Source organism: Streptomyces rubradiris (assembly GCF_016860525.1).
GTDB classification, from domain to species: Bacteria; Actinomycetota; Actinomycetes; order Streptomycetales; family Streptomycetaceae; genus Streptomyces; species Streptomyces rubradiris.
This window is the reverse complement of the sequence record NZ_BNEA01000001.1, coordinates 1492806-1517212: the sequence shown is the minus strand read 5'-3', so window position 1 is coordinate 1517212 and position 24407 is coordinate 1492806. Positions and strand designations below refer to the sequence as shown.

General features: G+C 72.3%; 20 protein-coding genes and 1 pseudogene. 16 read left to right on the top strand and 5 right to left on the bottom strand.

Going from position 1 to position 24407, the window contains the following annotated elements; all coding sequences use genetic code 11:
- The first annotated feature begins 215 nt into the window (after positions 1 to 215).
- The 15 genes from Srubr_RS07045 (at position 216) to Srubr_RS06975 (ending at position 17938) form a co-directional block, all read left to right on the top strand.
- On the top strand, positions 216 to 872 hold the full coding sequence (locus Srubr_RS07045) for a GntR family transcriptional regulator (RefSeq protein WP_189998143.1): 657 nt from the start codon (positions 216 to 218) through the stop codon (positions 870 to 872).
- Positions 869 to 1780: a dihydrodipicolinate synthase family protein gene (locus Srubr_RS07040; RefSeq protein ID WP_189998142.1), complete on the top strand. Its 912-nt coding sequence runs from the start codon at positions 869 to 871 to the stop codon at positions 1778 to 1780. Before Srubr_RS07045 ends, Srubr_RS07040 begins: the two co-directional genes overlap by 4 nt.
- On the top strand, positions 1768 to 3510 hold the full coding sequence (gene araD, locus Srubr_RS07035; RefSeq protein WP_189998141.1) for an L-arabinonate dehydratase: 1743 nt from the start codon (positions 1768 to 1770) through the stop codon (positions 3508 to 3510). Before Srubr_RS07040 ends, araD begins: the two co-directional genes overlap by 13 nt.
- Positions 3511 to 3590: 80 nt before the next feature.
- A complete protein-coding gene (locus Srubr_RS07030; RefSeq protein WP_189998140.1) occupies positions 3591 to 4526 on the top strand; it encodes a carbohydrate ABC transporter permease in 936 nt (311 codons plus the stop codon).
- On the top strand, positions 4523 to 5407 hold the full coding sequence (locus Srubr_RS07025) for a carbohydrate ABC transporter permease (RefSeq protein ID WP_189998139.1): 885 nt from the start codon (positions 4523 to 4525) through the stop codon (positions 5405 to 5407). The genes Srubr_RS07030 and Srubr_RS07025 overlap by 4 nt, the downstream gene beginning before the upstream one ends.
- Positions 5404 to 6696 (top strand): pectate lyase family protein, encoded by a 1293-nt coding sequence (locus Srubr_RS07020; RefSeq protein WP_189998138.1) that lies wholly within the window; start codon positions 5404 to 5406, stop codon positions 6694 to 6696. The genes Srubr_RS07025 and Srubr_RS07020 overlap by 4 nt, the downstream gene beginning before the upstream one ends.
- Positions 6693 to 7832, top strand: a complete 1140-nt coding sequence (locus Srubr_RS07015) for a Gfo/Idh/MocA family protein (protein ID WP_189998137.1) — start codon at positions 6693 to 6695, stop codon at positions 7830 to 7832. Before Srubr_RS07020 ends, Srubr_RS07015 begins: the two co-directional genes overlap by 4 nt.
- Positions 7832 to 8677, top strand: a complete 846-nt coding sequence (locus tag Srubr_RS07010; protein WP_189998136.1) for a DUF6807 domain-containing protein — start codon at positions 7832 to 7834, stop codon at positions 8675 to 8677. Before Srubr_RS07015 ends, Srubr_RS07010 begins: the two co-directional genes overlap by 1 nt.
- The gene (locus Srubr_RS07005; RefSeq protein ID WP_189998135.1) at positions 8674 to 10179 is read left to right on the top strand and encodes a glycoside hydrolase family 43 protein; all 1506 of its coding nucleotides are present in this window, start codon (positions 8674 to 8676) and stop codon (positions 10177 to 10179) included. Before Srubr_RS07010 ends, Srubr_RS07005 begins: the two co-directional genes overlap by 4 nt.
- A gap of 29 nt (positions 10180 to 10208) precedes the next feature.
- On the top strand, positions 10209 to 12194 hold the full coding sequence (locus Srubr_RS07000; protein WP_189998134.1) for a pectinesterase family protein: 1986 nt from the start codon (positions 10209 to 10211) through the stop codon (positions 12192 to 12194).
- 70 nt (positions 12195 to 12264) lie between these two features.
- A complete protein-coding gene (locus Srubr_RS06995) occupies positions 12265 to 13599 on the top strand; it encodes an ABC transporter substrate-binding protein (RefSeq protein ID WP_189998133.1) in 1335 nt (444 codons plus the stop codon).
- A 103-nt stretch (positions 13600 to 13702) separates the two neighbouring features.
- A complete protein-coding gene (locus Srubr_RS06990) occupies positions 13703 to 14482 on the top strand; it encodes a rhamnogalacturonan acetylesterase (protein WP_189998132.1) in 780 nt (259 codons plus the stop codon).
- 92 nt (positions 14483 to 14574) lie between these two features.
- A complete protein-coding gene (locus tag Srubr_RS06985; RefSeq protein ID WP_413790250.1) occupies positions 14575 to 15891 on the top strand; it encodes a pectate lyase family protein in 1317 nt (438 codons plus the stop codon).
- A gap of 53 nt (positions 15892 to 15944) precedes the next feature.
- On the top strand, positions 15945 to 17060 hold the full coding sequence (locus Srubr_RS06980) for a pectinesterase family protein (protein ID WP_189998130.1): 1116 nt from the start codon (positions 15945 to 15947) through the stop codon (positions 17058 to 17060).
- A gap of 80 nt (positions 17061 to 17140) precedes the next feature.
- Entirely contained in the window at positions 17141 to 17938 is a 798-nt protein-coding gene (locus tag Srubr_RS06975) for an HAD family acid phosphatase (RefSeq protein WP_189998129.1), read from the top strand.
- A gap of 18 nt (positions 17939 to 17956) precedes the next feature.
- Here the strand turns inward: Srubr_RS06975 and Srubr_RS06970 are convergent, their stop codons facing one another.
- The 5 genes and pseudogenes from Srubr_RS06970 to Srubr_RS06955 form a co-directional block, all read right to left on the bottom strand.
- Positions 17957 to 18823 (bottom strand): hypothetical protein, encoded by an 867-nt coding sequence (locus Srubr_RS06970; RefSeq protein ID WP_189998128.1) that lies wholly within the window; start codon positions 18821 to 18823, stop codon positions 17957 to 17959.
- Positions 18820 to 19389 carry a SigE family RNA polymerase sigma factor gene (locus Srubr_RS06965; RefSeq protein ID WP_189998127.1) on the bottom strand — a complete coding sequence of 190 codons (570 nt, stop codon included), beginning with the start codon at positions 19387 to 19389 and terminating at the stop codon, positions 18820 to 18822. Before Srubr_RS06965 ends, Srubr_RS06970 begins: the two co-directional genes overlap by 4 nt.
- Before the next feature lie 280 nt (positions 19390 to 19669).
- Positions 19670 to 21124, bottom strand: coding sequence for a peptidoglycan D,D-transpeptidase FtsI family protein (locus Srubr_RS06960; protein WP_189998126.1), 1455 nt, complete (start codon positions 21122 to 21124; stop codon positions 19670 to 19672).
- Positions 21125 to 21188: 64 nt separating this feature from the next.
- Positions 21189 to 21691, bottom strand: a pseudogene (locus Srubr_RS40245) (GNAT family N-acetyltransferase).
- Between the two features lie 52 nt (positions 21692 to 21743).
- Positions 21744 to 22517 carry an IclR family transcriptional regulator gene (locus Srubr_RS06955; RefSeq protein ID WP_189998125.1) on the bottom strand — a complete coding sequence of 258 codons (774 nt, stop codon included), beginning with the start codon at positions 22515 to 22517 and terminating at the stop codon, positions 21744 to 21746.
- A gap of 145 nt (positions 22518 to 22662) precedes the next feature.
- Here Srubr_RS06955 and Srubr_RS06950 point away from each other — a divergent pair, with 145 nt between their 5' ends.
- Complete coding sequence (locus tag Srubr_RS06950; protein ID WP_189998124.1) at positions 22663 to 24192, top strand: aldehyde dehydrogenase (NADP(+)); 1530 nt, start codon at positions 22663 to 22665, stop codon at positions 24190 to 24192.
- The last annotated feature ends 215 nt before the right edge of the window (positions 24193 to 24407 follow it).

The window sequence follows — 24407 nt, the reverse complement described above, 5'->3', positions numbered from 1 at the left end:
GGTGCGGGTAGGGAGTGGCGGGAGCCGGGCTAAGGCGGTTCCGGTGCCCCCGTGGGGAGTCACCGGGCCGCCCCCGCCCCGACGAACCGGAACCCACGCCCCCGCAACTTCCTTTGTCAGAAGCATTGACGAAACATTCGGCCCCTCCTACCTTCAACGCGTCGTACTTCGTACGTCATATATGAGACGCGATATGTGAGATCCGAGAGGGCCGCATGACCTCTGTGCCCACCCCGATCCCGTCCCGTACGCAGTACGTGCTGGACGCGATCAAACACCGCATCCTCACCGGGCGGCTGACGCCCGGTCAGGCGCTGGTGGAGACGGAACTGGCCGCGCAGTTCGGGGTGTCCAAGACCCCGGTGCGCGAGGCGCTGAAGACCCTCGCCGGGACCGGCCTGGTCGTGATGAGCCAGTACAAGGGCGTCACGGTGCGCATGGTGGACGCGGACATGGCGCGCGAGGTGTACGACGTACGGCTGCTGCTGGAGCCGGAGGCCCTGCGCCGGGCCGTCACCAGGGGCGCCTCCCTCGACGCCGCCCGCGACGCGCTGACCCGCGCCGACGACGCCACCGACACCGCCGAACGCTCCCTGGCCAACCGGGAGTTCCACCGCGCCCTGTACCTGCCCTGCGGCAACCCGCTGCTCGCCCGGATGCTGGACCAGGTCCGCGACCAGGCCGCCCTCGTCTCCGCCGTGGCCTGGGCCACCGACCCCTCCTGGGAACGGGAGGCCGCCGAGCACCGCGAGATCCTGCGGCTCGCCCTGGACGGCGACGCGGACGGGGCAGCGGGCGCCCTGCACGCCCACATCGCGTCCTTCGTCGGCCGGGCGTTCCCCGAGCCCCTCCCCACGGAAGGCGAGCAATGAGCAGCGTGACCTTCGAGACCCAACGGACGGCCCTGGCCGACGTGGTGGCCATCCCGGTGACCCCCTTCGCCGCGGACGGCACCGTCGACACCGCCGCCCACCGGGCGCTGCTGCGCCGCCTGCTCGACGGCGGCATCACCACCCTCACCCCGAACGGCAACACCGGCGAGTTCTACGCCCTCACCCCCGAGGAGCGCCGGCTGGTCGCCGAGCTCACCGCGGACGAGGCCGGTGACCGCGCCGTGATCCTGGCCGGCGTGGGCCACGACCTGCCCACCGCGATCGCCTCCGCCCGGCACGCCGGGAGCCTCGGCGCCCGGATGGTCATGGTCCACCAGCCGGTGCACCCGTACGTGTCGGCGGCCGGCTGGGTCGACTACCACCGCGCCATCGCCGAGGCCGTCCCCGAACTGGGCGTGGTGCCCTACATCCGCAACGCGCAGCTGCCCGGCGCCCGGCTCGCCGAACTCGCCGACCACTGCCCGAACGTCATCGGCGTGAAGTACGCCGTCCCGGACGCCGCCCGGTTCGCGGCCTTCGCCCGGGACGCCGGCCTGGACCGCTTCGTCTGGGTGGCCGGCCTCGCCGAACCGTACGCCCCCTCCTACTTCTCCGCGGGCGCCACCGGCTTCACCTCCGGGCTCGTCAACGTCGCCCCGGCCGTCTCCCGGAACATGCTGGACGCGCTGCGCGCCGGCGACTACCCGGCCGCCATGAAGGTCTGGGAGCAGATCCGCCGCTTCGAGGAGCTGCGCGCCGCGCAGGGCAGCGCCAACAACGTCACCGTCGTCAAGGAGGCCCTCGCCGCGCTCGGACTGTGCCGCCGGGACGTCCGCCCGCCCAGCAGGCCGCTGCCCGAGAACGAGCGCGCCGAGGTCGCCGCCATCGCCGCCGGATGGTCCATGTGAACGCGACCCCCAAGCGGCCCGAGGAACTGCGCAGCCACCAGTGGTACGGCACCGACGGGCTGCGCTCCTTCAGCCACCGCGCCCGCACCCGCCAGCTCGGCTACCTGCCCGAGGAGCACCTGGGCAAGCCGGTCATCGCCATCCTCAACACCTGGTCCGACATCAACCCCTGCCACGTCCACCTGCGCGACCGCGCCCAGGCCGTCAAGCGCGGGGTGTGGCAGGCGGGCGGCTTCCCCCTGGAGTTCCCGGTCTCCACGCTCAGCGAGACCTTCCAGAAGCCGACCCCCATGCTCTACCGCAACCTGCTCGCCATGGAGACGGAGGAGCTGCTGCGCTCCTACCCGGTCGACGGGGCGGTGCTCATGGGCGGCTGCGACAAGTCCACGCCCGCGCTGCTGATGGGCGCGGCCTCCGCCGACCTGCCCGCCGTGTTCGTGCCGGCCGGTCCGATGCTCCCGGGCCACTGGCGCGGCGAGGTCCTCGGCTCCGGCACCGACATGTGGAAGTACTGGGACGACAAGCGGGCCGGCCTCATCGGCGACTGCGAGATGGCCGAGCTGGAGAGCGGCCTGGCCCGCTCGCCCGGCCACTGCATGACGATGGGCACGGCGTCCACGCTCACCGCGGCGGCCGAGGCGCTGGGGGTGACCGTGCCGGGCGCGTCCAGCATCCCGGCGGTGGACTCCGGGCACGACCGGATGGCGGCGAAGGCGGGCATGACCGCCGTGGAACTCGTCCACCAAGGCCGCAGGCTGTCCCGCATCCTCACCCGGGAGGCCTTCGAGGACGCCGTCACCACCGTGCTCGGCCTCGGCGGCTCCACCAACGCGGTGATCCACCTCATCGCCATGGCAGGCCGGGCCGGGGTCCGGCTCACCCTGGACGACTTCGACAGCATCGCCCGCACGGTCCCGGTCCTCGCCAACGTCCGCCCCGGCGGGCGGAAGTACCTGATGGAGGACTTCCACTTCGCCGGCGGCCTGCCCGGCTTCCTGTCCCGGATCACCGACCTGCTCCACCTGGACCGGCCGACGGTGTGCCACGACACCCTGCGCGAGCAGCTGGCCGGCGCCCGGGTCCACGACGACGACGTCATCCGCACCCGGGACAACCCGGTCGCGAGCGAGGGCGGGGTCGCGGTGCTGCGCGGCAACCTCTGCCCGGACGGCGCGGTCATCAAGCACATCGCCGCCGAGCCGCACCTGCTCAAGCACACCGGACCGGCCGTCGTCTTCGACGACTACAAGACCATGCAGCGCACCATCAACGACCCCGCGCTCGGCATCACCGCCGACAGCGTCCTGGTGCTGCGCAACGCCGGCCCCAAGGGCGGCCCGGGCATGCCCGAGTACGGCATGCTGCCGATCCCGGACCATCTGCTGAAGCAGGGCGTGCGGGACATGGTCCGGATCTCCGACGCCCGGATGAGCGGCACGAGTTACGGCGCGTGCGTGCTGCACGTGGCCCCCGAGTCCTACGTCGGCGGCCCGCTGGCCCTGGTGCGCACCGGCGACCTGATCACGCTCGACGTCGAGGCGCGCACCCTCCGGCTCGACGTGGACGACGCCGAACTGGAGCGTCGCAGGGCCGAGTGGACCCCGCCGCCCGTGCGCTACGAACGCGGCTACGGCGCGCTCTACAGCGAGCAGATCACCCAGGCGGACACCGGCTGCGACTTCGAGTTCCTCGCCCGGCCGGGCACGGTGCAGGACCCGTACGCGGGCTGAACCGCACTGGATCACGGCCCCCTGTGGCCGAGATCTCGAACACTGATCGGAAAGCGCTTCACCGAGAACGGAGAACAGTCATGGCCCAAGCCGCAGCCGTGGCGAAGCCGCCCGCGCCACCGAGGCGGCGCCGTGCCTCCGCCACCCCGCGCAGGCTGCCGTACCTGCTGATCGCCCCGGCGGCCCTGCTGATGCTGGGTTTCATCGCCTACCCGGTGCTCAGTGTCTTCTACTACAGCCTGCAGAACTACAACCCCACCAAGCCCTGGCGGAACGGATTCGCGGGCCTGGACAACTTCACCCGGGCCTTCGCGCACGACCCGCAGTTCTGGGACACCCTGACCTTCAGCGCCAAGTGGGTCGTGGTGGAAGTCGCGTTGCAGCTGCTGTTCGGTCTCGCGCTGGCGCTGATCGTCAACCAGACCTTCGTGGGCCGGGCGGTGGGCCGCGCGCTCGTCTTCTCGCCCTGGGCGGTCTCCGGCGTGCTGACCTCCGCGATCTGGGTGCTGCTCTACAACTCCCAGACCGGCATCAGCCGTTACCTCGCCGACGCGGGGCTGGGCTCGTACGGCACCAGCTGGCTGTCGGACACCTCCACGGTGTTCCCGGCGGCGGTGGTCGCCGACCTGTGGCGCGGGGTGCCGTTCTTCGCGATCCTCATCCTCGCCGACCTCCAGTCCGTCTCCAAGGACCTGTACGAGGCCGCCGAGGTCGACGGGGCGAGCCGGCTCAAGCAGTTCTGGCACATCACCCTGCCCCACCTGAAGGACGCCATCGTCCTGTCCACACTGCTGCGCGCGGTGTGGGAGTTCAACAACGTCGACCTGCTGTACACCCTGACCGGCGGCGGCCCGGCCGGCGAGACCACCACCCTGCCGCTGTACATCGCCAACACGTCCGTCGACGCCCACAACTTCGGCTACGCCTCCGCCCTCACCACGGTGGCGTTCGTGATCCTGCTCTTCTGCTCGATCGTCTATCTGCGGCTGAGCAAGTTCGGAGGTGAGTCCAGGTGATCACCGAGATCGCTCCCGCTCCCGAGCGCGTGGCGGCCGAGCCCGCCCGGCCCGGTGGGAAGCGCCGCGCCTGGGACGAGGTCCCGCGCTGGCAGATCTACGTCCCGCTGACCGTCTACCTGCTGTTCACCCTGATCCCCTTCTACTGGATCCTGCTCTTCGCGCTCCGCCCGGCCGGCTCCACCTCGCTGGTGCCCTGGCCGATGACCTTCGAGCACTTCGAGAAGGTGTGGACCGAACGCAGCTTCGGCACCTACTTCACCAACAGCGTCTACGTCGGCCTGGCCACCCTGGTGCTGACCACCGTCGTCGCCCTGGCCGGCGGCTACGCGCTGGCCCGCTTCGACTTCCGGCTCAAGCGCGGCTTCATGCTGGCGCTGCTGTGCTCGCAGTTCGTGCCGGGTGCGCTGCTGCTGGTGCCGCTGTTCCAGATCTTCGCCAACCTGCGGATGATCAACTCGCTGGGCAGCGTGGTCATCGCCGAGACCGTCTTCCAGCTGCCGCTGTCGATGATCCTGATCAGCGGGTTCATCCGGAACGTGCCCTACTCCCTGGAGGAGGCCGCCTGGGTGGACGGCTGCAACCGTCTGACCGGCTTCCGGATCGTGGTGCTGCCGCTGCTGCGGCCCGGTCTGATCGCCGTCGGCTCCTTCGCCTTCGTGCACGCCTGGAACCACTTCCTGTTCGCCCTGATGTTCCTCTCCGACCAGGGCAAGCAGACCATCCCGGTCGGCCTGAACACCCTGATGAGCGCCGACAGCGTCGACCTGGGCGCCCTGGCGGCGGGCGGCATCATCGCGGCCGTCCCGGTGGTGATCGTGTTCGCCTTCATCCAGAAGTGGCTGATCACCGGCTTCAGCGCGGGGGCGGTGAAGGGATGAGACCGCGCCACCTGCTCCCGGCGGCGGCCCTGGCCGGACTGTTCTGCCTGCCCGCCCACGCCGCCGGCACGGCCGGCCGGGACATCAGCCGCGACGTCCTTGCCGCCGACGACGGCTGGGCGGCGTACGGCACCGGCACCACCGGAGGCGCGGCGGCCGACGACGCGCACGTGTACACGGTGACCGACCGCGCGGGGCTCGTCCGCGCCCTCGACGGCGGCAGCGACACCCCGAAGATCATCAAGATCGCCGGCACCATCGACGCCAACACCGACGACTCCGGCCGCCGGCTGGACTGCGCCGACTACGCCACCGGCGGCTACCGTCTGAAGGAGTACCTGGCCGCCTACGACCCCCGCACCTGGGGCTCCGCCAAGCCCAGCGGCCCCCAGGAGGAGGCCCGGCAGGCCTCGGCGGCCCGGCAGGCCGAGCGCGTGCAGTTCACCGTCGGCTCCAACACCACCATCGTCGGCCTCGGCCGCGCGGTGCTGAAGGGGGCGAGCCTCCAGGTCCGGAACGCGGACAACGTCATCGTCCGCAACCTCGAACTCCGCGACGCCTACGACTGCTTCCCCGTCTGGCAGCCCAACACCGGCGGTCTCGGCGACTGGAAGAGCGCCTACGACACCCTCTGGCTGACCGGAGCCACCCACGTCTGGGTCGACCACGTCACCGCCTCCGACGAGGGCCACCCGGACGCCGGGGAGCCCGCCTACTTCGCCCGCAACCACCTGCGCCACGACGGCCTGCTGGACATCACCAACGGCTCCGACCTGATCACCGTCTCCTGGTCCCGGTTCGCCGGCCACGACAAGGCGATGCTCATCGGCAACAGCGACACGGCCGCCGGGGACCGGGGCCGGCTCCGGGTCACCCTGCACCACAACCAGTTCGAGTCGGTCGTCCAGCGCGCGCCCCGGGTCCGCTTCGGCCAGGTGCACCTGTACGACAACCGGTACGTGGTCACCGACGACGACTACCGCTACTCCCTCGGCGTCTCCACCGAGTCCGCCCTCTACGCCGAGAACAACGCCTTCCACACCCCGGCCCACGTGGAGGCCGCCGACCTGGTCAAGAGCTGGAACGGCAGCGCGCTGCACGCGAGCGGCACGTTGTTCAACGGCTATCCGGTCGACCTGCTCGCCATCCACAACGCCTACAACTCCGGCAGCGAGCGCGACCTGACGGCGGACGTCGGCTGGACACCCGTCCTGCACGGGAGGATCGACAGCGCGGCGGTGGCCGACCGGGCCGTGGCGCGCGGCGCGGGCGCGGGGAGGATCCGGTGACCGTACCCGTCGTCCTCGCGGGCGCCCGCGGTCACGGCCGCTGGCACCTGGACAACATCCGCCGGCTCCAGGCCCGGGGCGTGGTCCGCCTCGCCGGGATCTGCGAACTGACCCCGCTCACCGCGGCGGAGATCCCGGACGGTCTGGGCACCCCGGAGCAGTCCGCCGACCTCGGGGCGCTCCTGGACGCCACCGGCGCGCGGATCGCCGTGATCTGCACGCCCATCCCCACCCACACCGACCTGGCCCTCACCGCCGCCGTCCGGGGCGCGCACCTGCTGCTGGAGAAGCCGCCCGCGCCCTCCTACGCCGAGTTCCGCCGCATGGCCGACGGCGTCGCCGAGGCTCGGGTGGCCTGCCAGATCGGCTTCCAGTCGCTCGGTTCGCACGCGGTGCCCGCGATCCGGCGCCTGATCGCCGAGGGCGCCATCGGCACGGTCAAAGGGGTGGGCGCCGCCGGGGCCTGGGCGAGGGACGAGGCCTACTACCGGCGGGCTCCCTGGGCGGGCCGGCGGCGGCTGGACGGCGCCGACGTGGTCGACGGGGTGCTCACCAACCCCCTCGCGCACGCCGTCGCCACCGGCCTCGCCCTGCTCGGCACCACCCGCGCCGAGGACGTCACCGGCATCGAGACCGAACTGCTGCGCGCCAACGCCATCGAGTCCGACGACACCTCCTGCGTCCGCGTGCACACCCCGCGCGGTCCGGTCACGGTCGCCGCGACCCTGTGCGCCGAGCACCCCGGGGAGCCGTATGTGCTGGTGCACGGCGACCGCGGCCGGATCACCTTCTGGTACAAGCAGGACCGGGTGCTGCTCCAGCGCACCGGGCACGGCCCCGAAGAGACCGAGTACGGCCGCACGGACCTGCTGGAGAACCTGGCCGGCCACCTGGAGCACGGCACCGCGCTGCTGGTCCCGCCCGACGACACCGGCGCCTTCATGCGGGTCGTCGAGGCGATCCGCACCGCCCCCGACCCGGCACCCCTGCCGGAGACCGCCTGGCGGTCGCTGCCGGACGAACGGCGCCGGATCGTACCCGGCGTCGAGGGACTGGTCGCCGCGGCGGCGGACACCCTCGCCCTCTACTCCGAACTGGGCGCCTCCTGGGCCCTGCCGAACGAGGTGAGCACCTGATGACATCCCCCGACAGCCTGGTCCTGCGGGCCGCCGGCCGCCCGGTCGGCCGCTACGTCACCCGGCCCGGCCTGCCCGCCCGGCTCGCCCCACGCCCCTATCTGCACCCCGTCACCACCCTGGCCGGCACCCCGGTCACCGAGGTGAGCCCCGCCGACCACGCGCACCACCTCGGCGTCGGTGTCGCCGTTCCCGACGTCGAGGGGCACAACTTCTGGGGCGGGCGCACCTTCGTGCGCGACCAGGGCCCGACCGAGCTGGACAACCACGGCGTCCAGCGGCACACCGGCTTCCAGCTGTGCGACCCGGACGGCTTCGTGGAGGAGCTGCGCTGGGCCGCCGCCGGCACCGAGCTGCTGCGCGAGCGCCGCACGGTCGCGGCCACCGGGCTCACCGAGACCGCCTGGGCGCTGGACTTCACCTTCTCCCTCACCAACGTCACCCCCGGCCCGCTGTCCTTCGGCAGCCCCGCCACCAACGGCCGGCCCGGCGCGGCCTACGGCGGCTTCTTCTGGCGGGCCCGCAAGGAGTCCCGGCCCCCCGAGGTCTTCACCGCCGACCGGGAGGGCGAGGCCGAGGCGCACGGCACCCGCGCCGACTGGCTCGCGCTGGCCGGCGCCGGCTGGACGCTGGCGTTCGCCGGGGCCACCGAGGACACCCGCCGCGACCCCTGGTTCGTCCGGGCCGCCGAATACCCCGGAGTGGGCTCCTCCCTGGCGCACACCGAGCGGCTGACCGTCGCGCCCGGCGAGACCGTCGTGCGCCGGATCGTCACCGTCGTCGCCGACGGCCGCCCGGCCCGCGACGAGGTGGCCGCCCTGGTCCGCAAGGCGGTGGCCCAGTGACCGGCACCTACCGCAACCCGGTGCTGAACGCCGACTGGTCCGACCCGGACGTGGTCCGCGTCGGCGACGACTTCTACCTCACCGCCTCCAGCTTCGGCCGCGCCCCCGGACTGCCCCTGCTGCACTCCCGGAACCTGGTCGACTGGACCCTCGTCGGACACGCCCTCGCACGCCTGGAACCGGAGGAGGAGTACGCCCTGCCCCGGCACGACCGCGGGGTCTGGGCGCCGTCCATCCGGCACCACGACGACCGGTTCTGGATCTTCTGGGGCGACCCCGACCAGGGCGTCTTCCAGGTCAACGCCCCGGAGATCAGGGGCCCGTGGACCCGCCCGCACCTGGTCAAGGAGGGCAAGGGCCTGATCGACCCGTGCCCGCTGTGGGACGACGAGACCGGCGAGGCCTACCTCGTGCACGCCTGGGCCAAGTCCCGCTCCGGCGTCAAGAACCGCCTCACCGGCCACCGGATGCGCCCCGACGCCACCTCGCTGCTCGACGAGGGCAAGGTGATCGTCGACGGCGACCGCATCCCCGGCTGGTTCACCCTCGAAGGGCCCAAGCTCTACCGGCACGACGGCTATTTCTGGATCCTCGCCCCCGCCGGGGGAGTGGAGACCGGCTGGCAGGGCGCGTTCCGCTCGCGCGGGTTCTTCGGCCCCTACGAGGAGCGGATCGTGCTGGAGCAGAAGGACACCGACGTCAACGGCCCCCACCAGGGCGGCTGGGTGCGCACCGCGGTCGGCGAGGACTGGTTCCTGCACTTCCAGCAGCGCGGCCCCTACGGCAGGGTGGTCCACCTCCAGCCGATGCGCTGGGGCCGGGACGGCTGGCCGGTGCTGGGGGACGAGGGCGCCCCCGTCGCCGTACACCGGCGGCCCGCGCTGCCGGCGCAGCCGCCCGCCGCGCCCGCCACCGACGACGACTTCCCCGGCGGCCGGTACGGCCGGCAGTGGCAGTGGACCGCCAACCCCGGCGACGGCTGGGCCACCCAGCACTCCGGGGACGGGCTGCGGCTGACCTGCGTGCGCTCGGCCGACGCCCACGACCCGCGGAAACTGCCGAACGTCCTCACCCAGCGGCTGCCCGGGCTGCCGAGCGCGGTCGAGGCCGAGCTGCGGCTGGACGCCGCCGAGCCGGGCGCCCGCGCGGGACTCGTGGTGCTCGGGGACGCCTTCTGCTGGATCGGGCTGGAGCGCGGCGCCGACGGCACGGTGCGGCTCGTGCACCGGTTCGCGGAGGCGGTCGCCGAGCGGGAGCGTGACGCCGGGGTGCCGTGCGTCGCGCCCGGGGGCCGGGCGCGGCTGCGGATCGAGGCCGGGCCCGGGGCGCGCTGCCGGTTCTCCTACGACGTCGGGGACGGGTTCCGCCCCTCCGGCCCGGTCTTCGCGGCCACGCCCTGGCGCTGGGTCGGCGCCCTGCTCGGCCTGTTCGCCGTCGCGCCCGAGGGACCCGGGCACGCGGGCTCGGCGACCTTCACCCGGTTCCGGATCACGCCCCTGTAGTCGCCCGAGAAGCCCTGTTGGGAGCCGCAATGACGCACATCCCTGGCAAGCGCCTGCCCCGTCCGGGCCCCGTCCTCGCCGCCGTGACCGCCCTCGTCGCCACGTTCGGCCTCGGCCTGGCGGGCGAGGCGAAGGCCGCCGCCCCGCGGGCCGCGACCCCGGCGAAGACCGCCGGGCCCTTCGACGACGACCGGCCGCACGGCTTCGCCTCGCTGACCGGCGGGACCACCGGCGGAGCCGGCGGCCGGGTCGTCACCGTCACCGACCAGGCGTCCCTCGCCCGCTACGCCTCGGCCCCGGAGCCGTACGTCATCCGGGTCGCCGGATCGATCGCGGTGGAGCCCTTCGGCTCGGACATCGTGGTCGCCTCGGACAAGACCATCGTCGGCGTCGGCGACACCGGCGAGATCGTGCACGGGGAACTGCACCTGAACCCCGGCACGCACAACGTCGTCATCCGCAACCTGACCATCCGGGACTCGTACGTCGAGGGCGACTGGGACGGCAAGACCACCGACTTCGACGCCATCCAGATGGACGGCGCCGACCACGTCTGGATCGACCACAACACCTTCACGCACATGGGCGACGGGCTGCTCGACATCCGCAAGGACAGCCAGTACGTCACCGTCTCCTGGAACCGGTTCACCCACCACAACAAGGCGCTCGGCATCGGCTGGACCAGCGACGTGCGCACCCAGATCACCATCGACCACAACTGGTTCTCCGGCACCAAGCAGCGCAACCCCTCCGCCGACAACTGCGCCTACGCCCACCTGTACAACAACTACCTGTCCGGCCAGGTGGCCGACGGCGACCCGGTGTGGACGTACGGCAACTACGCGCGCGGCCGCACGAAGATGGTCATCGAGAACAGCTACTACGACGGTGTCCAGCACCCCTACCAGGCCGACGCCACGGCCGAACTGGTGCAGCGCGGCTCGATCCTGAGGCACACCAGCGGACGGACCGACGAGCACGGCACCGCGTTCGACCCGCACGCCTTCTACGACTACCGGCCGGACCCGGCCGCCGCCGTCCCCGCCCTCGTCGAGCGCTTCTCCGGCCCGCAGCAGCGGATCGGCACCGTGCTGCGCGTGCCGGGCGAGTACCCGACCGTGCAGTCGGCGGTGGACGCCGTGCCCGACGGCAACACCGTGCCGGTGACGATCGAGATCGCGCCCGGGACCTACCGCGAGAAGGTGTACGTCCCGCCGTCCAAGCCCCGTATCACGCTGCTGGGCACGGGACGCGACCGGTCGGACACCGTCATCGTGTACGACACGCCCGCCGAGTACGGCGGCTCCAGCGGCAGCGCCACCGTCCGCGTCGCCGCGAACGACACCACCGCCCGGCACCTGACCTTCAGTAACGACTTCGACGAGGCCGCCGTCGAGCTGAAGGGCGAGCAGGCGCTGGCGATGAAGACGACCGGCGACCGGATCGTCTTCGAGGACACCGCGTTCCTCGGCAACCAGGACACCCTGATGACCGACAGCCCCAAGCTGACCACGACCAGCCGGGTGTACCTCCGTAACGCGTACATCGAGGGCGACGTCGACTTCGTCTACGGGCGCGCCACCACCGTCATCGAGCGGTCGGTGATCCGGGCGCTCAGCCGGGGCTCCGCCACCAACAACGGCTACATCACCGCCGCCTCCACCTGGAAGGGCAACCCGTACGGGTTCCTGATCACGGACTCCAGGATCGTCAGCGACGCCCCCGCCGGCTCCGTCCACCTCGGCCGGCCCTGGCACCCGGGCGGCGAGCCGGACGCGGTCGGCCAGGTGCTGATCCGGAACACCGGACTGCCCGCCGCGATCAAGTCCGCGCCGTGGACCGACATGAGCGGCTTCTCCTGGAAGGACGCCCGGTTCGCCGAGTACCGCAGCCACGGACCCGGCGCCGCCGTCACCGTCGACCGGCCGCAGCTGAGCGACGCGGACGCACGGTCGTACACCGTCGCCGACTACCTGCGCGGCACGGACGGCTGGGCGCCGTACGCCCGCCGCTGACCCGCCCACGACTTCGCACCACCCCCACACCACCCTGTCCCCGCACCATCCAGCAGAAGAGAGCCGACCAATGAACAGCAGCATCCGCAGGAGCAGGCGCGCCGCCCTGGCCGTTGCCCTGGGCTCCGCCCTCGCGCTGACCGCCACCGCCTGCGGCGACGACGGCAGCGGCAGCGCGGGCGGGAAGGGCGACGAGGGCTCCGGCACGGGCACGATCACCTTCTGGGACAACAACGGCGGTGTCCGCACCGACATCTGGAAGCAGATCATCGCCGACTTCGAGCACAAGTACCCCGACATCAAGGTGAAGTACGTCGGGGTGCCCGCCGCGAGCGCGCAGTCCAAGTACGACACCGCCATCCAGGGCGGCGGCCTGCCGGACGTCGGCGGCGTCGGCACGGCGATGCTCGCCGAGGTCGCCGCGCAGGGCGCGCTGGAGCCGCTGGACGAGCGGCTCGCCGGCAGCCCGCTCAAGGGCAAGCTCAACACCAAGTTCCTGGAGAGCGTGAAGGCGGCCGGCGGGGACGGCAGGACGTACACCGTGCCGACGTCCGCGAACAACGGCACGCTGTGGTACCGCACCGACCTGTTCCGCGCGGCCGGGCTGGAGCCGCCGACCACCTGGACGAAGTTCTACAAGGCCGCCGACAAGCTCACCGACAAAAGCAAGAACGCCTTCGGGTACACCATCCGCGGCGGTGACGGCTCCATCGCGCAGGCCCTGGACGCGATGTACGGGCAGAGCGGGATCACGTCCTTCTGGAACGGCGACAAGACCACCGTCAACGACCCGAAGAACGTGGCCGCGCTGGAGAAGTACACCGGCCTGTACAAGAAGAACACCCCGTCCGCCGACGTCAACAACGACTTCACCAAGATGGTCGCCCAGTGGGACTCCGGCACCATCGGGATGCTCAGCCACAACCTGGGCTCCTACGCCGACCACGAGAAGGCGCTGAAGGGCAGGTTCCGGGGCATTCCCAGCCCGACCCTGGACGACGGGACCCGGGTGCAGGTCTCCAACCCGGTCGACGGGCTCGCCCTGTTCAAGTCCGGCGAGAACAAGGCCGCCGCCTGGAAGTTCATCGAGTTCGCCGCCTCCCACGAGGCCAACAGCAAGTGGAACGAGTCGGCCGGGTCGGTGCCGGCCAACGCGGAGGCCGCGCAGGACGCCTGGGTGCGGGCGAACGAGCCGGCGAAGCTGGCGGCCGAGGCGCTGGACGGGGCCGGCACGAAGATCGTGCAGCTGCCGTACTACCTGCCCGACTGGAACACCATCTCCAAGGCCGACAACGAGCCGAACTTCCAGAAGGTGCTGCTCGGCAAGATGAGCGCCAAGGAGTTCCTGGACCTGCTGGCCGACCAGCTCAACAAGGCCCAGGAGGACTGGAAGCAGAACCACTGAGGTCCCGGGTGGTCGCGGTGGCGGGGAGCCGCCGCCCGGTCACGGGCCGGTCGCGCGGTTCCCCGCGCCCCTTGTCGGAAAACGTATGTGAAAGGCGCAGGTTGTGTCCCTTACGCGCAGACAGGTCACGTCCGCCGCTGTCGCCGCCGTCCCCTTGGCCGGGCGGCCCGGGAAAGAGGCGCGGACCCTCTACATCGCCGGTGATTCCACGGCCGCCCAGAAGTACGCCGACGCCGCTCCCGAGACCGGCTGGGGCATGGCACTGCCCTTCTTCCTCCACAAGGAGCTGACGGTCGCCAACCACGCGGTGAACGGCCGGAGTTCGAAGAGCTTCGTCGACGAGGGCCGGCTGGACGCCGTACTCGCCGTGCTCCGGCCCGGGGATCTCCTGCTCGTCCAGTTCGGGCACAACGACGAGAAGGCCACCGACCCCACCCGCTACACCGAGCCGTGGACGTCGTACCAGCGGTACCTGCGGCTGTACCTCGACGGCGCCCGGACCCGGGGCGCCCGGCCCGTCCTCGCCACCTCCGTGGAGCGCCGCCGGTTCGCCGCCGACGGCACCGCCCAGGCCACCCACGGCGACTATCCGGCGGCCATGCGGGCGCTCGCCGAGGCGGAGCGGGTCCCGCTGCTCGACCTCCAGGCGTTGTCGCTCGCGCTGTGGCAGCGGCTCGGGGCGGAGGAGACGAAGACCTACTTCAACTGGACCGCCACGGAGCAGGACAACACGCACTTCAACCCGCCGGGCGCCGTCGCCGTGGCGCGGCTCGTGGCGCGTGAGCTGCTGCGCACCGGGGTGCTGGCCCGCCGCGACGTCCGCCGGCTGGACGAGGACGTCCCGGCGTCCTGGATCACCTGGCCGGACGCCCCCGCGTCCTGACCGGCCCTCGTCGGGCCACCGGGCCACCGGCCCATCCGATGCGTCGGGCCACCGATTCACCGAGTCATCAAGCCATCTAGGAGAGCCGCACAGTGCGTACACAGAGATGTCATGGACGGGTCATGGGCGCGCTGGTGGGCGCCACCGCCCTCGTCCTCGCCGTCACCGGCACCGCGTCCGCGCACCCCGCCCACCACACCGGCCCCGACCGGCAGGTACTCCCCGCCCGGGACGGCTGGGCCGCGTACGGCACCGGGACCACCGGCGGGGCCGCCGCCGACCCCGCGCACGTGTACACCGTCACCACCTGGGAGCAGTTCAAGGCCGCCCTCGCCGACGGCGGCAGCGCGCCGAAGATCGTCCGGGTGAAGGGCACGATCGACGCCGACGGCCCCGGCTGCGACTCCTTCGCCGTGCCCGGCTACGACTTCGCCGCCTATCTGAAGACCTACGACCCGGCGGTGTGGGGCCGCACCAAGACCCTTGACGCCGAGCCCGACGACAGCCCCGAGGGCTTGCGCCGCGCCTCCGCCGCCCGCCAGGACGCCTCCATCAAGGCGGCCGTCCCCGCCAACACCACCATCGTCGGCATCGGCCGCGACGCCGGGTTCAAGGGCGCCAGCCTCCAGATCAAGGGCGTCGACAACGTCATCGTGCGCAACCTGGCCTTCGAGAGCCCCCTCGACTGCTTCCCGCAGTGGGACCCCACCGACACCGCCGACGGCAACTGGAACTCCGAGTACGACAGCGCCGTGGTGCACGGCTCGACCCACGTGTGGATCGACCACGACACCTTCACCGACGGCGACCACCCGGACAGCACCCTGCCGTCGTACTACGGACGGATCTACCAGCAGCACGACGGCGAGCTGGACGTCGTCAAGGGCTCCGACTACGTCACCGTCTCCTGGAACGTCTTCGAGGACCACGACAAGACGATCCTCATCGGCAACAGCGACAGCGCGGCCACCGCCGCCGTCGACCGCGGGCACCTGAAGGTCACCTTCCACCACAACCTGTTCCGGAACCTGGTCGAGCGGGCCCCGCGCGTCCGCTTCGGGCAGGTGGACTCGTACAACAACCACTTCGTCGCCGGCGACGGCTACTCCTACACCTACGGCATCGGCATGGAGTCCCGACTCGTCGCCGAGCACAACGCGTTCACCCTGCCGGACGGCGTCCGGGCCGGTTCGGTACTGAAGAAGTGGAAGGAGGCGCCGGTCACCGCCGCCGACAACCACGTCAACGGCCGACCGGTGGACCTCCTCGCCGTCCACAACGCCGAGGTACCCGGCGAGACCCTCCAGGCGGGGGCCGGCTGGACACCACAGCTGCGCACCCGGATCGACCGGCCGCAGGCCGTCCCCGGCATCGTCGGCCGCCACGCGGGCGCCGGACACCTGCGCTGACCCGCTCCCGGCCGGGGCGCCCCCGCCCCGGCCGCCCGAGAGGAAGGACTCCCATGCCCCTGACCAGACGGGCCCTGCTCACCGCGGGCACCGGCACCGCCGCCGCGCTCGCCCTGACCCCCGCCCCCGCCCACGCCCGCACCCGCCCCTTCGGCCACCACGGCTCCCCGGACCGCCGCCGCACCCCGGGCACCCTGTACGTCGACCCGCACGGCCGGGGCGACTTCACCTCCGTCCAGGCCGCGGTCACCGCCGCCACCGGCAGCGGCCGGACCCTGGTCATCGCCCCCGGCACCTACCGCGAGACGGTCGCCGTCGACGCCGGCCGTACGGAGATGACCTGGATCGGCGCCTCCGAGGACCCGCGGGACGTGGTGATCGTGTACGACAACGCGGCCGGCACCCCCAAGCCCGGCGGCGGCACCCACGGCACCAGCGGCTCGGCCACGACCACCGTCCAGGCCGACGGGTTCACCGCCCGCTGGATCACCTTCGCCAACGACTGGCTGCGCGCCGACCATCCGGACACCACCGGCACCCAGGCCGTCGCGCTCAAGGCACAGGGCGACCGGAGCGCCTTCTGGCACTGCCGCTTCCTCGGTCACCAGGACACCCTGTACGCCGACTCCACCGCCCTGTCCGCCTTCGCCCGGCAGTACTACGCCCACTGCCACATCGAGGGCGACGTCGACTTCGTCTTCGGGCGGGCCACGGCCGTGTACGAGCACTGCCGCTTCCGCACCCTGGACCGCACCGACCTGTCCGCCCCGCCCTACGGCTTCGTCTTCGCGCCCTCCACCGCCCGGGCCAACCCGCACGGCATGCTCGCCGTGCGCTGCCGGTTCACCTCCGGCGCGCCGGACGGGGCGTACAAGCTGGCCCGGCCGTGGGTGCCGTCGAACGAGACCACGGCCCGGCCCGCGCTGGTCGTCCGGGACAGCGTCATCGGGCCCGGCATCGACCCGGTGGCCCCCTACGCCGACATGCGGGACGCCTACCCCTGGCAGTCCATGCGCTTCGGCGAGTACCGCAACTCCGGTCCGGGCGCGGTGGTCACGGTTCCGGCCAACCGGCCGCAGCTCACCGCCGCCGAGGCCGCATGGCACACCCCGGCCGCCTACCTCGGCGACTGGCGCCCCCGGGAAGCGGCTCGTATATCGATCGGGTAACAGGGCTCGCGCTCTCGATGTGATGCGCGTAGACAGTCTCCGACCTGGTACATCACTCTCATCCACCGGATCGGAGAACCATGCGGAAGTCCCTCAGGGCCCTCGCGGCCGGCGCCGCCTGTGCCGTCGCCGGCGCGGCGCTGTACGGCGCGGGCCCGGCCACCGCCGGCCAGTCGACCGCCAACTCCACCCACGAGCCGTACAACATCGGCCAGTTGGTGAAGGACATCGACACCTACTACGGCACCACCGTCGACGCGAACGGCGTCTACCAGGCGTCCCCGGACAGCCCGTACGCCCGGGACCTGGCGCGGATCGACGCCGACGCCAAGAGCTACATCGACAAGGCCGCCCGCAAGGCGCACCGCCGGGGCGAGAAGCCCGCCGTCGTCTTCGACATCGACGACACGCTGCTGCTCAGCCTGGACTACGAGAAGCGCACCAACTACACGTACGACGACGCCGACTGGAACGCGTACGTGGACCGGGCCGACCGCCCGGCCGTCTTCGGCAGCCCGGAACTGGTGCGCTACGCCGACTCCAAGGGCGTCGAGGTCTTCTACAACACCGGTCTGGGCGAGGCCCGCCGCGCCGCCGCGGTGGCGAACCTGAAGAAGGTCGGCGCCGACGTCAACCTCGACACCGCCCACATGTTCCTCAAGGACAAGGCCAACCCGCCGGCCTACCTGAAGAACTGCGCCACCCCGGGCAACTGGAAGTGCACCACGGTCCAGTTCAAGTCCGCCACGCGCAAGCACATCGAGCAGGACCTCGGCTACGAGATCATCGCCAACTTCGGCGACCAGTACTCGGACTTCGGGGGCGGCTACGCCGACCGCACCTACAAGCTGCCGAACCCGACGTACTTCGTCTCCTGACGACAGGGCCCGCGGGCGTCAGGAGCGCTCGTGCGGGGCGAAGTCACCGGTCACCGTGTAGGTGTGCCCGGCGGTGGCCCCCGTCATGACGTAGCCGTCGTCCTTGGCGTCCCGCCCCCCGCGGGCGTGGTCGTACTGCCCGGCGAACACCCACTCGCCCTCCGGCACCGTACGCCCCGGCCTCAGCGTCCAGGTGTAGACGACGAACCCGTCCCGCTCCGCGACGCTCTGGGCGAAGTCCGCCTCGGGCAGCGAGCGCCAGGCGCCCGTGGAGGTCACCCCGCCGGTCTGCGCGATCCTCAGCTCGACGGTGAGCGACTGAAGCGGCGCGGACGTCTTCAGGGTCAGATTGCTCTGCGCCCAGAAGTCGTTGCTGTGCGGGTCCACCGACCCGTCCGACCACAGGGGGCCGTTCCGCTCGGCGCGGGCCGGCGGCCAAACGGCCGGGGCGGTGGCCCCGGGAGTGGCGGAGGAGGGTGAGGAGGGGGAGGAGGGGGAGGAGGAAGGCGTGCGGGACGGCCCGCCGTCGGCCTCACCGGGCGTCGGGCGCGTCGTGGGGGCGGGGGGTGCCGGGGCCGTGGAGCGCTCCGGTGCCGCGCTGGGCGTCGGCGACACCGCCACCGTCCGCCGGGCCGGCGGGTCCTCCCGCACGGCGGACGCCACCGCGTAGCCCCCGGCCGCGAGCACACCGGCCACCGCGGCCGTCGCGGAGACCACCCGCAACCAGCCCGCCACCGGCGGGCGCACGGCCCGGTGGCCGGGACCGGTCGGCTCGGCCATGCCGCGCTCCACCCGGGCCAGGATGCGCGCGCGGTCCGGTTCATGGGCCTCGGCCGCCTCGTGCAGCCGGGCGCGCAGCTCGTCGTGCACGTCCTGCCGCCTCATCGGTTCCTTCCTCCGCTCTCGCCGCCCCGGGCCGCCATCGCCGCGCGCACCCGCCGCGGGTCGCCCTGCGGGCCGAGCAGCCGCTGGAGTTCGGCCATGCCCTTGGACGTCTGGCTCTTTACCGTACCCACCGAGATCCCCAGCGCGAGCGCGGTGTCCTTCTCCGACAGGTCGAACGCGTGCCGGAGCACCACGCACGCCCGTTTCCTGAACGGCAGCCGGCGCAGGGCCTCCTGGACGTCCACCACACCGGCGACGTCCGGGACCTCGGTCCGCTCCTCGCCGCGCGGCCAGAACAGCGCGATCCGCCGCCGCTCGCGCACCGCGCCGCGGATGCGGGTACGGGCCAGGTTGGCGACCACGCCCCGCGCGTACGCCACCGGCCGGTCGGCGGCGCGCACCCGGTCCCAGCGGTGCCACAGCGCCAGCAGCGCGTCCGCCGCCAGGTCGTCCGCGGCGTCCGCTTCGCCGGTCAACAGGTGGGCGAGGCGGGCCAGTTCGGCGTAGTGCCGTTCGAAGAAGGCATGGAACTCCACGGAGGCGGCGTCGTCGACGACTGTGCCCACGGGTGACCTCTTCTCGATGCGCGCTCTGGAGGTGAGTGTCATGTGAATGACATGCGAGGGTCCAGGGAGGCCCGGACGGAGATCCGGAAGCGTAGCAGTGATCGTTTATGTGTTCTTGTACGGGGGGTCGGACACCGTATGACCGACCGAACCTGTCGGGGGACACGGAAACGATCCGAAAAGGGTTCACAAGGGAGGGGAGAAGGAGGGGGAATCCGCGCCGGACGAGCCGGGGGGAGTGCGTGGCGCCCCGCCCCCTGCCGGGGCGCCACGGGCGGTGCTACTTCAGTGCCGCCTGCATCATGGCCCGCGCCACCGGCGCCGCCAGGCCGTTGCCGCTCACCTCGGAGCGGGCCGCGTCGGACTGCTCCACCATGACCGCGACGGCCACTTCCTTGCCGCTCGCGTCCGACTTGCCGTAGGAGGTGAACCAGGCGTACGGCGTCTTGCTGTTGTTCTCGCCGTGCTGCGCGGTACCGGTCTTGCCGCCGACGGTCACCCCGTCGATCAGCGCGTTCGTGCCCGTACCGTCCTTCACCACCGTCTCCATCGCCGACTGGAGCTGCTCGGCGGTGCCGGCGCTGATGATCTCCGAGGTGTCGGTGTCGTCGTCGTAGTCCTTCAGCACGTCACCGCCGCTGTCGGTGATCCGCGAGACCATGTGCGGCGAGACCAGCTTGCCGCCGTTGGCTATGGCCGCGGACACCATGGCCATCTGGAGCGGGGTGGCCGTGACGTCGAACTGGCCGATGCCCGACAGGGCCGTCTGCGCCTTGTCCATGCCGGAGGGGTAGACGCTCGCGTAGGCGCGCACCGGCACGTCCTGCTCGTCGTCGTTGAAGCCGAACTTCTCGGCCATCTCCTTGACCTTGTCCTGCCCCAGCTCGACGGCCATGTGACCGAAGACGTTGTTGCAGGAGTAGCGCAGGGCGACCCGGATGGAGGCGTTCTCGCACGGCGCCGACTTGTTCTCGTTGTTCAGCGGCTGCACCGTGCCCGGCATGATGTACGGGTCCGGGCTGTCGGTGGGCTGGTCCACGTCCTTGTACAGCCCGTCCTCCAGCGCGGCGGCGGCGACGACCAGCTTGAACGTCGAGCCCGGCGGCAGCGGCTGGCGCAGCGCGCGGTTGGTGAGCGGCTTGTCCTTGTCCGCGTTGAGCGCCTTCCACGCCTTGCCCGCGGTGTTCGCGTCGGTGAGCGTGGAGGGGTCGTACGACGGCGTCGAGACCGCCGCGAGGATCTTCCCGGTCTTCGGGTCGATCGCGACGGCCCCGCCCTTCTTGTCGCCCAGCGCGCGATAGCCCGCTTTCTGCACGGCCGGGTCGATCGTCGTGAGCACGTTGCCCGGGTCGGGCCGCTCCCCGGTGACGGTGTCCATCACCGTCTTGAGCTTGGTGTCCGTGCCGTTGAGCAGGTCCGTGTAGATGCCCTCCAGCTGGGTGGGGGCGTAGGCCTGCGAGGCGTAGCCCGTCACCGCCGCGTACAGCTCGCCGTCCGTGTACGTGCGCTTGTACGCGAGATCGCTTCCCTTCGTCCGCGCGGAACCGGTGATCGCCTCACCGGCCACGATGATGTTCCCCAGGGGACGCGAGTACGTCGCGATCACGTTCCGCCGGTTGTCCTTGTCGTCCGCGAGGGCCTGGCCGTCGTAGAACTGCAGCCATGTCGCCCTGACCAGCAGGGCGAGCACGAGCAGCAGCGCGAAGACGGACGCCCGCCTGATCGTCTTGTTCATCCCGCACGGAAGACGACCGGACCGGTGCCGATCGTTCCCGTACGCCCCGTTTTTCATCCGGCTCTCAGGGAGCGGCCTCCTTGGGGCGGCCGCCCGCCACGCCCTCCCGCACCGGCACGACCTCCTCGATCTCCCGGCCCCGCGCGTTCGCGAACCCCCGGGCGCGGGACGTCTCGGGGAAGCCGCACTTGGCCAGTACCCGCAGCGAGCCCGCGTTGCCGGCCGCCGCCCGGGGCGGACAGCGGGCGTTCGGGGACCTCGGCGAGCAGGGCCCGCAGCGCGGCCGTCGCCACGCCCGGCCCCAGACGCGCGGTCGGTCCAGTACGACACCTCGCGCTCGCCGGCCTCCCCGTACACCAGCGCGTTGCCCGCCACGGTCCCGTCGGCCGGGACCGTGCGCAGGACGGCGCGGCCGGCGCGCAGGCGCCGCCAGTACGCCGCGAAGACCTTTGGGCCGGTGGAGACCTCCGGCCCGGACGCGGCCATCCGGACGGCCTCCGGGTCGGTCATCCGGTGGTGGAACACCCGTACGTCACTGTCCCGGACGGCGCGCAGCGCGATCTCCACGCGACCGAGCCCAGGCGCGCTGTCCCCGGCAGCACACCTCGGCCCGGTCGGCTCACAGCCGGCGGGTCGCCAGGGTCAGCCGGTCGCGCGCGTCGAACAGCGCGTCCTTGATCATCTGCTCGTGGGCCGGGGTCAGCCGGGCCACCGGCACCGAGCAGCTGATGGCGTCCCGGGCGGGCGTGCGGTAGGGGATGGCCACGCCGAAGCAGCGCAGGCCCAGCGTGTTCTCCTCGCGGTCGACCGCGAAGCCCTGCTCCCGGACCTGGCGCAGCTCCTCGATGAGCCGCTCCCGGTCGGTGATGGTGTGCTCGGTGAGCGCGGGCAGCGTCTCGGGCAGCAGCTTGCGCACCTGCTCGTCGGTGTAGGTGGCGAGGATCGCCTTGCCGAGCGAGGTGGAGTGGGCGGGCAGCCGGCGGCCGACCCGGGTGAAGGGGCGCAGGTAGTGCTGGGACTGGCGGGTGGCCAGGTAGACCACGTTGGTGCCGTCGAGCCGGGCGAGGTGGATGGTCTCCGTGGTGTCGTCGGAGAGCCGGTCCAGGGTCGGGCGGGCGGCGGCCACCACCTCGTCGCCGTCGATGTAGGAGGTGCCGACGAGCAGCGCCCGCACCCCGATGCCGTACCGCGTGCCCGTGGCGTCCGTCTCCACCCAGCCGAGCTCCACCAGCGTGCGCAGCAGCATGTACAGGCTGGACTTGGGATAGCCCACGGCCTCCTGGACGGCCGCGAGGGAGTGCATACCGGGCCGGCCGGCGAAGTACTCGAGCAATTCCACGGTCCGTACCGCGGACTTGACCTGCGCCCCGCCCCCTGCGTCGCCTGCCGTCATCGCCCTTGACCCCTTCGTTCGACGAGGACCTGAGATATATAGTCTCCGAGCAGCGTTCATCATCAGAGACAGTGTTCAGTATATCGAACGCGGCTGATGGGTGACGCACCGGTTCAATCAGTGCGGCCTTTTGGAGGGACCCGCGGTGGCAGCAGCACCAGTCTGGAGTGTCGACCCGCGCACCGGGAAGCAGCGCGAACAGGTTGCGGTCGAGGCCACAGCCCAGGAGGTGGACGCGGCCGTCCGGGCGGCGCACGCGGCGCGCGAGGCGCTCGCCGACCGCGCCGTCCGCGCCGCCTTCCTGCGCTCGGCCGCCGCGGGCCTGGAGCAGGCCCGGGACCCCCTGGTCGGCACCGCCGACGCCGAGACCGCCCTCGGCCAGGTCCGGCTGGCCGGTGAACTCGCCCGCACTGCCTACCAGTTGCGGGCCTTCGCGGACATCGTCGACGAGGGCGCCTTCCTGGACGTCGTCATCGACCACCCCGACGCCACCGCGACCCCGCCCGTGCCGGACCTGCGGCGCTACAAGGTGCCGCTCGGCGTCGTCGCCGTCTACTCCGCCTCCAACTTCCCCTTCGCCTTCTCCGTCGCCGGCGGCGACACCGCGAGCGCGCTCGCCGCGGGCTGCCCCGTCGTGGTCAAGGCCCACCCCGACCACCCGGCACTGTCCGAGCGGGTCGCCGAGGTGCTGCGCCGGGCCGCCGCCGAGCACGGCGTCCCCGAGGGCGTCGTCGGCCTGGTGCACGGCTTCCAGGCGGGCATCGAACTGATCAAGCACCCGCTGGTCGCCGCGGCCGGCTTCACCGGCTCCGTCCGCGGCGGCCGGGCGCTGTTCGACGCCGCCGCCGCGCGCCCGGTGCCGATCCCGTTCCACGGCGAACTCGGCTCACTCAACCCGGTCCTGGTGACCGAGGCCGCCGCGGCCGAGCGGGCCGAGGAGATCGGCGGCGGGCTCGCCGGCTCGATGACCCTCGGCGTCGGCCAGTTCTGCGTCAAGCCCGGCCTGGTGCTGGTGCCCTCCGGCGGCGCCGGCGACCAGCTGGTGAAGTCGCTGGCCGACGCCGTCGCCGGCACCGACGCCGGGGTGCTGCTCGACCACCGCATGCGGGACAACTTCATCGCCGGCGTGGCCGAACGCGCCGAGCTGCCCGACGTGGACGCGCCCGTCACCCCGGGCGAGGGCGGCGAGCACACCGTCAGCGCGGGCTTCCTCACCGTGCCGGCGGCGAAGCTCACCGAGGAGGGCGACCACGACCTGCTCCTGGAGGAGTGCTTCGGGCCGGTCACGGTGGTGGCCCGCTACGCCGACGAGCAGGAGGCCAAGGCCGTCCTGTCCCGCCTCCCGGGCAACCTCACGGCGACGGTCCAGCTCTCCTCGGAGGAGGCCGCGGGCCAGGGCCGGGGGCCGGAGCTGCTCGCCGAACTGACCCCGCTGGCCGGGCGGGTCCTGGTCAACGGCTGGCCGACCGGGGTGGCCGTGGCACCGGCCCAGCACCACGGCGGGCCCTACCCGGCGACCACCTCCACCTCGACCTCCGTGGGCGGCACCGCCATCGAGCGGTGGCTGCGGCCGGTCGTCTACCAGAACGCGCCCGAGGCGCTGCTGCCGGCCGAGCTGAAGGACGACAACCCCCTCGGCCTGCCCCGGCGGTTCAACGGCCGGCTGGAGCGGTAACCGGTCCGCGCCGCTGGTCGTGCGGCCGGTCTGGCGTGGTGACTGGTCTGTGTTGCTGGGTGTGCGGCCGGTCGGCGTGGTGACTGGTCTGTGTTGTTGGGTGTGCGGCCGGTCTGGCGTGGTGACTGGTCTGCGTTGCGGGTGTGCGGCCGGTCTGGCGTGGTGACCGGGCCGCGCCGCTGGTCGTACGGTCGGTCGGCGTGGTGAGTGGTCCG